This window comes from Ferruginibacter sp. (assembly GCF_049840995.1).
Taxonomy (GTDB): domain Bacteria; phylum Bacteroidota; class Bacteroidia; order Chitinophagales; family Chitinophagaceae; genus Ferruginibacter.
The window spans coordinates 1,992,168-2,004,954 of sequence record NZ_JASGIP010000003.1; the positions used below are offsets into that span (position 1 = coordinate 1,992,168).

12 protein-coding genes are annotated in these 12,787 nt (G+C 41.8%); all 12 read right to left on the reverse strand.

The window, feature by feature from the left end:
• On the reverse strand, window positions 1-561 hold the full coding sequence (locus QM738_RS10285) for a putative periplasmic lipoprotein (protein ID WP_462276606.1): 561 nt from the start codon (window positions 559-561) through the stop codon (window positions 1-3).
• Between the two features lie 2 nt (window positions 562-563).
• Window positions 564-1,862 carry a LamG-like jellyroll fold domain-containing protein gene (locus QM738_RS10290; RefSeq protein ID WP_462276607.1) on the reverse strand — a complete coding sequence of 433 codons (1,299 nt, stop codon included), beginning with the start codon at window positions 1,860-1,862 and terminating at the stop codon, window positions 564-566.
• An 11-nt stretch (window positions 1,863-1,873) separates the two neighbouring features.
• A complete protein-coding gene (locus tag QM738_RS10295; RefSeq protein WP_462276608.1) occupies window positions 1,874-3,361 on the reverse strand; it encodes a hypothetical protein in 1,488 nt (495 codons plus the stop codon).
• Between the two features lie 6 nt (window positions 3,362-3,367).
• A complete protein-coding gene (locus QM738_RS10300) occupies window positions 3,368-4,966 on the reverse strand; it encodes a T9SS type A sorting domain-containing protein (protein WP_462276609.1) in 1,599 nt (532 codons plus the stop codon).
• A gap of 39 nt (window positions 4,967-5,005) precedes the next feature.
• The gene (locus tag QM738_RS10305) at window positions 5,006-6,046 is read right to left on the reverse strand and encodes a right-handed parallel beta-helix repeat-containing protein (protein ID WP_462276610.1); all 1,041 of its coding nucleotides are present in this window, start codon (window positions 6,044-6,046) and stop codon (window positions 5,006-5,008) included.
• Window positions 6,047-6,071: 25 nt separating this feature from the next.
• A complete protein-coding gene (locus QM738_RS10310) occupies window positions 6,072-6,494 on the reverse strand; it encodes a hypothetical protein (protein ID WP_462276611.1) in 423 nt (140 codons plus the stop codon).
• A gap of 34 nt (window positions 6,495-6,528) precedes the next feature.
• Entirely contained in the window at window positions 6,529-6,966 is a 438-nt protein-coding gene (locus QM738_RS10315) for a hypothetical protein (RefSeq protein ID WP_462276612.1), read from the reverse strand.
• Between the two features lie 6 nt (window positions 6,967-6,972).
• Complete coding sequence (locus QM738_RS10320) at window positions 6,973-7,326, reverse strand: hypothetical protein (RefSeq protein ID WP_462276613.1); 354 nt, start codon at window positions 7,324-7,326, stop codon at window positions 6,973-6,975.
• A 26-nt stretch (window positions 7,327-7,352) separates the two neighbouring features.
• Window positions 7,353-8,612 (reverse strand): OmpA family protein, encoded by a 1,260-nt coding sequence (locus QM738_RS10325; RefSeq protein WP_462276614.1) that lies wholly within the window; start codon window positions 8,610-8,612, stop codon window positions 7,353-7,355.
• Between the two features lie 30 nt (window positions 8,613-8,642).
• Entirely contained in the window at window positions 8,643-8,903 is a 261-nt protein-coding gene (locus QM738_RS10330) for a hypothetical protein (RefSeq protein ID WP_462276615.1), read from the reverse strand.
• Between the two features lie 90 nt (window positions 8,904-8,993).
• Window positions 8,994-9,737 (reverse strand): LytR/AlgR family response regulator transcription factor, encoded by a 744-nt coding sequence (locus QM738_RS10335; RefSeq protein ID WP_462276616.1) that lies wholly within the window; start codon window positions 9,735-9,737, stop codon window positions 8,994-8,996.
• A 3-nt stretch (window positions 9,738-9,740) separates the two neighbouring features.
• Window positions 9,741-12,779 carry a sensor histidine kinase gene (locus tag QM738_RS10340; RefSeq protein WP_462276617.1) on the reverse strand — a complete coding sequence of 1,013 codons (3,039 nt, stop codon included), beginning with the start codon at window positions 12,777-12,779 and terminating at the stop codon, window positions 9,741-9,743.
• Window positions 12,780-12,787 lie beyond the last annotated feature (8 nt).

Here is a 12,787-nt window from a genome sequence, read left to right on the forward strand (position 1 = left end):
TTAATTGCCCGGCATTGCTATCACCTCGCTGCAGATCAACGTTGCATCGAGCGCAACGCCATCAGCGGTTTTACCCTGTATAGTAGCTGTTTTAGTGCTGCCCGATTCATGAATGGTCAGTTTACCACTGCCCTGTTTTTTACCGGCAAGGGAGTTATCACTGCCATTGATCTCGTATTTGTTTCCCACCAGCACTTTTCCAAAAGCAACTTTGATGTAAAATTTATCCGTACCCGATTTTGCAGCTTCGTAATCATCCACAATTAATTGCAGGCTGCTGAATTCATTAGCAGCTTTCCCGCTTACGGAATATTGATTACCGAACGATTTTGGGCCTGTTGCTCCCATGCTGCAGGTAGCAGTTTCGGAGCTGGCAGTATAACTGCCGGCGTTGGCGCCACCTGTAAGTGTTACTTTAATGCTGGAGCCTGCGCTGCTTGTGGCGGGCTTATCAACAGCTGGTGCAGCGGGTGTTACAGCTTCGGTATTTTTTTTATCCGGGTTATTATTGCAGGCGGATAAAAATAAAATAGCAGCAAGAGGAAATAATATTCTTTTCATTTTTATTGATTGTATTCGTTAATAATATTCCACCATACTTTTAACTGGTGTGTATCCTGTGTTACAAATGCGTAAAAGAAATCTTTATCCTTGTTCCTGATCTTATCAGCCAGCGCAGGCTTGGCGGCAACAATGGCACTCACCTTCGTATCAAATTTGGGCATGAATTTATTGTCGCTGAACTGGTAGATTTTATCATCCGTAGTATTGGGCAACTGCACTAAATAAATCACCACATCTTTATAATCCGTATAGCCCGTACCTGTTTTGGTACCGGTATGGCTGTAATACTCATACATCGCCATTTTGCTGCCGTTAGGTGTCAGCCGCTTTACCATTGTTTTTTTAAACGGCGTATTCACAGAGCCGCCGGAAGAAAGGAACTTGGGTTCATAATAACTGTCACCCATTTGAAAGCCTCTTATTTCTTCAGGCTTAAAAAATTTATCTTTCTTGGAATTGTTCTCAAAAAAATGAATACCGATATCATTATTAAAGCTCCAGTTCTTCTTTGCCAGGAACAACCTGCCATACAATACAGTTGAATCATTCAGGAACAGTGTGGCCTGTTGTGCGTAATCATTATTGATCGGTTGGTCCGGTGCAAAAACAACCGGGCGGTTGGGATCCATATTGATCGCAACATTACCACCGGTATTATTATTATTGTAATTGCCAACACTGCCGAAATGATATAAGGCAACCGTATTACCGTCCGAAGAATAAGTAGTGGGCGGCTGAAAATTAGTAGTATACCTTGCCACGTTGGAAATTCTTGCATCACCAAAAGAAGACTGCGAAGCAAAATTGGTATTGTTGAAGTTACCGGCAAAAGTATGATCGAGTGAAGCGGCGCCAAAGGTCAACGGCGCATTCATGGTTTGTAAAGTTCTTCCCGAAACGAGAGAGCCAACAATATTACCATCCACATACAAATTGATCGTTTGCCCGTTGTTAACCGCGGCAATATGATGAAAGAAATTATCATTCACACGAATGCTGTTGGACAGGAATTGCTGATCGGTATTTAAATTAGAGATGCCTTCAAACATACCGATATAACCATTATTGATAGTGATGCCAAAGTCACCGGAATTATCACCGTTGGTCTCATTGCCAAAAAGATAAGGACGCTGCCAGAAAATATTATTGCTCTTTGTTTCGGCTGTTTTTACCCAGAACTCAACTGTAAAAATATTGGCGCCATTAAGCAGGCCGCTTTGTGTAGTGGTATATTGAGCCTGGGTAGTATTGCAATAAAAAATAAATGCAGCCAGGAGCGATAAGGAAAATAGCTTCATACAAATACATTTTATTGTTTGGTAATTAAATTTTGTAAAGCATCCAGGTCCATATTGGCAAGGGCTTTATCCATCAGGTCCTTGCCGCCTTCCATTTTGATGATGATATTGTAAACAGATAATTTATTCTGTCGTGCCGGATAAGCTGCATTGGTGGTTTCGGCAGCAAAGCCACCACCTGATTTTCCCATCACAGGTGCAGAGAATTTTCCAAAGTACACTGCCATACGGCTTCTTAACCAGGTACCATCACCATCTTTCACAATAGGGGAAAATATTTCAAACGCAGCGCCTTTAACAGTATGCGTAACCACTGTTTTGTTTTTATCAGCCAGCTTTAATTCTGTTTGTGTTTTATTGCCGGGGTTAATGATAACAGTGATGTATAAATTATTCTCCGCTTCCAGTTTTTTTACATCCACAATGTTTTCATTACCGGCCATATTCGTCATAGCCGCCTGTATTTGCCTGCTGTATTCCTCCATGGAGATTTTTTTAGCAGCAGCCAGCTTGTACAACGAATCCATTTTAGCACGGCCGGCTTTTGAACTGGCACCCGTATTAGGCGTAATGCCCATCGCTTCGTTACTCAACGTTCTTATAAAACGTACGCCGAACCGGTCATCACTGCTGAACAGTTTTTTCTCTGCATCCAACCCGGTAAGGCCATTATGATAATAGTCACTGCTGCAATAAGGTCGGTCCTGCACGGGCACATTGATGTTTGCGCTGCCGGGTAAAATAGTAATGCTGATATTGTCTTTGTGATCAACATGGTCAAATAAAGGTGACATTGTTTTTTGCACAGCGTCAAACAGTTTGTTGTTGAACGCTTTTTCGCAGGCAGAAGGGGTGCGTACCCAGTTGGCATCGTCAATCACGCTGGCATAGATGGTGGGGTCGCAATCACAACCCGGTAACGGATCGCTTTTTGCATACTGCGGATCACGAAAAAAATGACCGGTGCCGCTAATGGTGCCCATGCTTGGTTTGGCATACCCTTCTGTAGATGATAATTCGGCCGCACCACTTAATGTAAACGTAATTTCTACAGCATTGATGCTGGCAATATGTATGTGCAAAGGTTTATTCTTGTCACCGATCTTGGGGTCGTATTTGGGTGCGCTGATAACCGATTTATTTTTTTGCAGCGAAATTGAAATGCTGTCATTCAGGGCATAAAAATCAAAATCATTTTCAGTTTGATTGAAGCTGATGAATGCGATCCCGGTCTGCTCTTCCTTCCTGTCGCTGTAACCCTGGTCGGGCTGTGTATTAAAATGTTTGTAACCATTATGCGGATTTACAAACCAGTACCCATGCGGATTATCAAATTTAAATGCCGGCTTGCTGATAGACAGTGTAACCGGTTTGATGGTAACATCAGCCGGCGTAAAAGTTGCCGTAAAACTGCCTGTTTGCGCATGCACATTTTTTAATAAACAATAAGTGCATAACATCAATGCGATAAAACGTTTTACTGATTGTTGACGGGTCATAGTATATTAATGAGTGATCGTGATCTTTTGCGTGTAATTGTTTACACCATCCGTAATAAAAACAGTGTACATGCCTGCAGGCAACGTGGTAACATCCAGCTGAATTTGCGGCGCAGAAGCTTGCAGCAATTGTTTAACCAGTTGCCCCTGCATATTCGTGATATTGATGGCAATATTCTTGCCGGTACCAGCAGGCAGTGCAACAGTTACAATGTCGTTTGCTGGGTTGGGATAAATACTCAATACCATGCTTGCAGTATTGTTGATCCTTATAATGGGAGAATAACTGAAAGCAGCATTGATGTCCACCATTTTTAACCGGTAATACAAAACACCTGTGGGAAAATTCTTGTCATCGAAACTATAATCTTTGATACTGGCTGTACCTGTTTGCGCAGCAACCTGGCCGATAGCAGCAAAGTGCACGCCGTCAATACTTCTTTCTACATCAAAGTATTTTGTATTGATCTCGTTGGTGGTTTGCCAGTTGAGCTTTACAATAGCATTTTGTTTTTGCCCGTTAAATGATAATAGGTGCAGTGGTAAAGTGCCGTTCACTGTAAATGGATACACATACGTCAATCCCCAGGTATCAAAGCTGCGGATATAGAATACATGATCACCACTTGCAAGCGTGCCGATATTGGCAGCAAAAGAATAATTATTCAGGTCGCCGGTGGGTGTGACATTTACAGTAGTACCATTTCCAAAACCAGGATCCGTGTCAACAAAATATTCCAGCTTGCTGATAACACCTGGTGCCGGGTTGGAAGGGATAGTGATATTATTGGTGATCACAAAACTCTGCACATTGGTGTGTCCCCATTTACCTGCTGCATCCTTACTTCTTATATATAACCGGTGTGCACCATTGCTCAATGTACCGATAGTGATTGGATAATTGTTTAAAGTAACATCATTCGCAGCAGCAAAACTGATAGTAGTACCGTTTCCAAAACCAGGATCGGTATCTACAAAATATTCCACTTGTGTGATATTACCTGGAACACTGTTGGCAGGAAAAGTAGTACTGAGGTTAACAATGAAAAAACTTTTGCTGTTGGTATGGCTCCAGTTGCCATAGCTGTCTTTTGAACGGGTATACAATTGATGCATGCCGTTTGTAAGTCCCGTGGTAACCACTGCAAAGCCAGACACCGTTACATCGGTAGAGGCACTAAAAGGAATATTAATGCCATTTCCAAATCCCGGCTCTGTATCAATAAAATATTCCATCCTGACAATATTGCTTAAAGAACTATTGGCAGGCAGGGCCGTATTCAGGTTTGCAATAAAAAATGTACTGATATTGGTATGGCTCCAGCCACCATTTACATTCCTGCTGCGCAGGTACAACCGGTGTGCACCATTGCTTAGACCGGTTAAAGAAATGGGAGTATTCGTTACCGTTACATCAGGCGAAGCTGTGAACGCAATAGTGTTACTGCTGCCAAAACCCGGGTCTGCATCAATGGAATATTCTATCCTGCTGATATTACCAGCTGCAGCGTTGGCAGGGATATTAAAACTTACCTGGGCATTGGTTTTACAGCAAAGCAGTAAAAGCAAGGCAACTGATCCGGATCTTAAATTGATCGTGTTCATAAAAATTCTTTTAAGCATAAGGGTATACCAGGCATTGTATTAATGAGAGATCGTACTGATAGTGATATTCATGGAAGTGGTACCACTGCTGATAGTAGTGGGTGCAGTAAATGTATAAATACTCGGCACCGATGGCATACCTGATAATACATAAGGGGCCGGGCCGCCGAATGGGCCACAATCAACAGGGCTGCCATTTAATACACCTGCAGCAATAGCGGGCGAGCCTGCTTTCAATGCAAAGCGGCTATCACTGCTGTAACCGGATGCACTGCTCCATCCAACAAAAACATTGTCAAAACCTACATTTAATTGGTTCCCGCTGCCCGATGGGATACCGGCATTATCGGCAATGCAATTAAAAAATGAATTGGAACTGAGGAGGGCGCCGAAATAAGGACCGCTCATAATATTGTTCTGAAAAGTAAAATTGGTGCAATTAAAATAAGTGCCGCCGTAAAAAAGATTATTGATAAAATAGCCCGTATTAACAAGAATAGGGTTACTGAAAAAATTTACTGCATAAAAGTTCGAAAAAACATTATTGTATATAATAAGATTTTCTGCCTTGGTGCTGTTATCACCGTTGGAGCTTAATCCACCGATTGTATTCTGGCGAATAGTATCAGCATAGATGTTGCTGCTGATATTCACAAGAATATTATTCACCCTGCATCTTTGAACCGTAATAAGGCTGTCATCTAAATATATTCCATAGCCGGACATTCCGCTTACAGAACTGCCCTTGCTGCCCGCTGCAAAACCAATATTGGATACATAGCTCACATTGGTATTGGCCTGAGTTTTGGGATTGGCAATTAAGGGTGAATTCTCGGTAAGAAAATACCCGGTACCAATAATGGTTAATCTTTTAGTAACATTAAAATCCTGGTAGGCGGTTGCGGATGCTTCGATGTGAACCGTATCGCCTGCATGTACGCTTGCACTGCTGAAACAGGCAGTAGTACTACTGAAGTCGGCAGCAACGCCGAAATTATTATTGACCCTCCAGATCTTGGCGTGTGCAGCTGGAGAAAAGATAAATGCAAGTAAAACGGATAAGGTGAAGAACTTTTTCATGATGTTTATTTTAAAATGATTTCGTTTAAATATGATTTGATTCCACCTGGTTAGGTGCTATTGTAGTTATAAAATACCCATGAGAGGAACGTATATAAAAACCTTTTGCAAAGTGAATAACATCGGTGCCGGTACCGCTAAGGGTGAGTGTTTCTGGAGGAAAAGTGTAAGAATTAGTACCATTAGCACTGCTGCTGTTATCGGTAAGCGTATAAGTAATTGTACCGGTACCGATCGACTTAAAAACAGCCGTTATATACTTCGTTTTACCGGTACCGGCAGTTGTTACAGAATCCAGCGTTAAGGTTACTGAAAACACTTTCTGTATATGCGGTGCAGCAACCGGTACCGTAATATTGGGCTTGGCCGGAATAGTATTGTTTTGTGCAAGAGCAGGCAGGGTATAGCCGACAGCTATTATCAATACCAGCAACATTTTATTTTTCATATCTTTTTATTTATAGTTTTTAAATTGATCTGCTTTAAAGGTTAATGCTGTTTGATACAACTGTAGTTGGAGCATCAACAACCAGTACGATCTTTAAACTGGTGAGGCCATTATCAGGTACATCAATACGTACAATATCCGATCCAGTGCCATTGGTAGTAATGCTGCCTGGTTTATTGCCTGGCTGCTGGTTAGGTAAATTCAGATTCATGGTGGCCCACCTGTAATTAATGGTGGTTAACCCATAAGAACTGATGGTGGCTTTTAAATGATGGATATGCATAGGGGTACCATCAAGCTTGTGAGAAGCAGTAACAGAATCCTGTACCAATACAATGCTGCTTACACCCGGTAGCCTTACGGGTGCTGTAGGCACTGCAATTGTTGGCTTGGCAGGAATAGTATTTAGTTGAGCGTTTAATTGTATAACAATACAGCAAAGTATGCTGAGTAAAAGCAATTTATTTTTCATTAAAATTTATTTACAGGTTACTTTAAATGATACCTGGTTCGATTCTTTATGGTCAGAAGAATTGACCAATACAGAAATATGCCCCGACATATCCGCACTGATCTTCCAGTCGTAGAAAAAATTGTTGATACCGGATTTTAAAGCAACACTTTTAACCGTTTGCGTGCTGTTATCACTCTTACGCCAGATGATATCTGCAGTAAGCGCAGCAGCACAGGTAACCTGCAGTTTAAAATTCAACAGGTGTGGGCATTTGCCCGAATTGCTCACCGAATCCAACGAAAGCACCAGTTTGCTCACCTGCGCCTTTGTAAAGAATGCAGCAAACATAAAAAGCAGTACAACGGTTATTTTTTTCATGCGCAAATGTTTTAAAAAGAGAAAAATTATTTTTTTACGAATTCCACCCTCCTGTTATTGGCTTTTCCTTCGGGAGTAGTATTGTCGCTAATAGGCTTGGTTTTTCCAAATCCTTTGGCAGTCAGCCTTGCTGCATCAATACCCATGCTGATCAGCTGGGCACGAACTGCGTCTGCCCTTGCCTGTGATAATTTTAAATTCAATGCATCATCGCCATCACTGTCGGTATGGCCACCCACTTCAAATTTTATATCAGGATTGTCCTTCATGATCTGCACAATGCTGTTCAGCGTACCCATGCTTTCAGGTTTGATATTGGACTTGTTCACATCGAAATTGATGCCGTGGGTAATGATCTTGGTATCAGTGAATTTTTTGCCCAGCATATTCATACCGGCACCATCGGCAATACGAAAGTTGGCCATTATGATAGGTTCTTTTGGATCACCAATACCTTCAATGTCAAATGCACGGGGAGTGATTTGAATATCAGGAATTACCAATACCCTGAATTGATCAATGTAAACTTTCACTAAATGTCCTTTGCATGCAATAGCAATATGGTGCCATTTGTTGTGGTAAGCGTCTCCTAAAATGTCTTTTGGATACTCACCCGTAACTTCATCTTTATCTGTAAGTTTATATCCCACGGCATTCCATATATTTCCCGAATTCATATTTATCTGCGCTCTGTCCCGGTTGCCTCCTTCTGCATCGGTACTGTTATCGTATAAGTAAATATGCGGACCATAACCACCGGTGCTGTAACTGTCATACTCAATAGTAAAAGCATCGGGTAAATAAGTTTTTGATTTCATTAAAGGAGAAACATGCGCAAAATTTCCTGCAGTCAATAAAAGTGCATTCTTGCCGGCAACAGTGTTTACAGTAGCCTGTCCTGCACCTAAATGCCAGTGCGCTGGAAATTCTCCCAATTGGTCGTCCATAAAATTATCTTCAAACAAAATTTTTTCGCCCGGTACAAAATCATAATTATTGTAAGCGGTGAAAGACGCAGGAGTGAACGTGGTATCAATTTTAGCAGCGCTGCCGGTTGCTCCTGTAGTGGTGGTGGTGGTAGTACCGCTGCCGGCATCGGCCTTGGTGGAATTTTTGGCAGCTTCTTCAGTTTTATCCAGTCCTTTATCAATGGCTTTATCTACTTTTTGATCGGCCCGTTGCGAAGCTTTATCCTTTACTTTATTACCCAGTTTTTTTATTAACTGCCCATGACTGTTAAAACCCAAAATTGTACACGCAAACAAAACAGCCCATATTTTTTTCATGATCTTTATTTTTTAAAATTGTATTGGCGATTATAAATGAATAGCAATAGTATCTAAATGTTTATGCGGATTACCCGTGCTTACTATAAGTGTATAAGATCCATGCGGTAAGTGACTCACTTCTATCTTTTCTGTAAAATTGGTTTCCAAAAAGTTCAATACGGTCTTGCTCATTACTACCTGGTTAGAGCTGTTCAGTAATTCATAATGTACTTCTGTGTTAAGTGGTAATTCCTGTTTCAGTACAACCTGTTGCACCTTCCTGATAAATTCCACCTCAGCTTTTGTCATGGCATAAAGAAAGCATAAGGCAAAAGCCATTACAACAGCCAATGAATAACTGGCAGGTTTAAAAAATAAGTGGGGAAAAAGTGGAAAGAATTACTGCTTTAGGGTATTCAGGAAATCCTGTTTTTTTCTGCGGCTCACTTCAAGTTCCTTCTGGTTGCTGAGTACAACGCTGCCGCCTTCGCCCTTGATATAGCGGGCCACATGTTTAAGGTTCACCAGGTAAGCATGATGAATGCGGAAGAAACGGTGATTGACTAAAATGTCTTCGTATTCCTTTAGATTCTTTGTGGCAACAATTTTTTTATTATTAACAAGATAAACGAACGTGTTGTTGGAGCTGGCTTCGCAATATAAAATATCATCTACATTAATAAGATCGATGGAAGAAAGGGAGGGGATGGCAATTTTTCCAAACTCTGTATTGCCGGGTTTGGAAGCGGTCAGCATTTCCTGCAATTGTTCCTGCGAACGCGATTGTGCCGATTGCAATAATTTTGCAATGGTCTGTTTCAGTTCATCCAGGTCAATAGGCTTCAACAGGTAATCGAATGCATGAAATTTAATGGCTTTTAAAGAATAATGATTGTGCGCCGAAACAAACACTACTTTAAAATCGATATTATTCAATTCACGCAACAGGTCAAAGCCGCTCTTGCCGGGCATTTCAACATCTAAAAAAACAATATCGGGTTTGTGGCTGTCAATTAATAGAAGCCCTTCATCCGCATTGGCGGCAATACCGGCAATATGTAATTGCGGGGCATGCAACGTAAGCAACTGTTGCAGGATGCTCCTGCCTTTCGGTTCGTCGTCTATAATGATCGCCTTCAGCATTTTTTAATTGTGCGGTAAATGTATGATAACTTTTGTACCTTCTGCATTACCTGCTTCATCCAGCAGGTCGATTATTTCAATAGAAGAAGCATGCGAATAATGTTGCAGCCGCTCTTTGGTAATGCTTAAGCCCATACTTTGTTTGCCGGCGCTTTTAGGTAATAAAGCAGCAGCTTTCCTGCCGATACCATTATCATGTATCTGTATGTTGATGCCTTTATCATCATCATTAAATACCAGGCGGATGAATTTTTCTCCCTTCTTGGTTACCAGCCCATGCCACAAAGCATTTTCAATAAACGGCTGAATTATCATAGAGGGGATTTCCGTTTGCGGATTGCTGCAATTATTTTCAATACTGAATTTGAATTCATCGGTAAAGCGTAACTGCTCCAGGCCCAGGTACCATTGCATCAATTCCTGCTCTTCTTTTAAAGGCACCGTTTCTTTACCCGAATTTTCGAGTATGCGTCTTACCAGTTTGGAAAACTGGGATAGATAATTATAAGCAGCATCGGTATTTTTTGAAACGATACATTCCTGTATACTGTTCAGGCTGTTGAAAATAAAATGCGGGTTCATCTGCGCCCTCAATGCTTTCATCTCCAGTTCATTCATCTGCTGCTGCAGTTCAATTTTTTTCTTTACTGTATTCAATCTTCTTTTAAATAAACCATACAGCAACGCCACTATAAAAAATAACACTGCAAACAGGAACCAGGCCGTTTTCCAGAAAGGCGCATGAATAATGAAATGAATACTGATATTCTCGTTGGCAAAATCACCATTGCTGTTGGCGGCCCTTAATAAAATAGTGTAGTTGCCCGGCGATAGATTGGCATATTGCACTTCGCCTTTATTGCCCACATAGCGCCAGCTGCTGTCAATGCCCTGCAGCCGGCAGTAATACTGGTTGCGGAAAGGATTGGTATAATCGGGCAAAGCCCATTCAAAAACAATATTGTTATTGGTATGATCCAGGTTAACAGTATTGCCATTGCTGTAGTCAATGATATTGCCGTTGGCTGTGAATTTACTGAGCAAGAGGCCGGGCACCGATTGTGATACGGCCACGATCTGCTGCGGATCGAATGAAGTAACGAAAGGAGCGGTGCCGACAAAGATCTTTCCACCCGGCGCACAAAAAATAGTACCGTCCAGGTCATTGCCATACAAACCATCTGCAGTGGTAAACCTGCGGAAGATATTTTTTTCTTCATCAAAATAAATAAGCCCGCTCTTGGTACTGAACCACCATTTACCCTGCTGGTCGGCAACAAAATCGTATACCGGTTTATCCATTTCGGGCGGAAAACTGATCTTGGTGCAATTACTCTTATTCTTCCATTTAATGATAGTACTGTTGGCAACGGTGTAAAAATAATCGCCCCGTTTATAGATACGTGCTGTATGTACACCGGCGCCCACTTGGGCAATAAAAGGTTGACTGAAACTATTAGTTGCCCGGTCGTAAAAAATAATGCCTTCATCCAGGTCGCACAGCCATAAATTGCCCTGGTCATCTTCTGCAACATCGGCAATCACCAGTTTTTTTCTTGCTTCCGCGGTTGCAGCAAAACCTTCAAAAACCTTGCTGCATCTGCCACTCACGGGGTCCATTTGCCAGATGCCCTGCCGCCAGGGAAATACCCACATCTTTTGCCTGCTGTCGATAAAAATATGGTTCACAAAATTTCTTGGCAAAGAATTGCTGTCGCCATCTTTATGCCTGAACCATTTCGTGTACCCGGTAGCGGTATTAAAGTGTACAATGCCCTCTGTGGTGCCCATCCACCAGCTGTTATCATCTTCTTTGGTGAGCGTTAAGGCTGCAACAGAAGTGGTACCGGGGGCGCCGTTTTTATATATTAAAGAGCTGAGATCATTGACAAGCTTATGGTCACTGCTGTACTCTTTGCAGATACTGCTGCCCTGCCCGCAAACCAGTACATTGTTTTTAATGGCGCCGAATACCACTTCCTGCGTGGTGATGGCCGTATCAAAAACCTGGTTATTGAATACCTGCCGCTGCGGATTGTACACGTAAAGGCCATTATCTGTAAAGGTCCACACCCAGTTATCGGGCGAAACATAATTGCCTTTTACAAGCGGGTAAGCGGGTAACAGTAAGGGCTTTTTATACTGGAAAAATGTACCCGTTGAAGGATTGAACGCATTCAGGTTTCCATTCAGCCAGATCACTTCGCTGCCGCCGGGCTGCGGTACTTTAACGATGCTGGAAATTTCAAAAGGATAATCGGGGTTTACATAATCCGTGACCTGTTTTGTTTTTTTATCAAACAGTTTTAAACCGTATTGCCAGGAGCCGACCCACAACCTGTTATTACTTTCATTTAAAGCAGTTAAAAAAAGCGGGTTGAATTTGGGATCATTGTCTGCAGAAATTTCTTTTTTAAAAATATTGTTCCTGGTATCAAACGACCATAAGCCGGAGGCAGTGCAAAGCCAGCAGATCTTATTTTCATCCTGCAAAACATAATTGATCTTATTACAGAATTTGCGGTTGCCGATGGCTTCCTCTTTACCACAATCCAGGAAAATACTGCTGCCATTATTGCGGTTGAATTTAACTAAGCCGCCATCGGTACCACACCATATCACATCATTATCCACGGCCAAAGAAAAAATAATGGCGGTAGTACTGTAAGGGCTTGCTGCAAGGGGATAATTAAAAAAGCGCTGCAGTTTTTTTTTGTACACATTCAGGCCAAGCGCTGTAGCGATCCAGATATTGCCTTCACCATCTTCCTTAATGGCATTGATAAAATTATTGCTGATACTCGTACTGTCCTTATCGCGGTGTTTAAAAACTTTTATGGAAGAACCATCCATTAAATTCAATCCATCCTGTGTACCGATCCATACCAGGTCCTGTTTATCTTTCAGCACACAGGTAACGTGGTTATCGCTCAGGCCATTCTCTTCCCTGATCTGCGAAAAAATAAGATTACTGGTATTTTGTGCAGGGCCGAAAAAAAAGCAGCATACAAATAAAGCGGTATAAAAATTTTTTTTCAGCAAGGGGATGT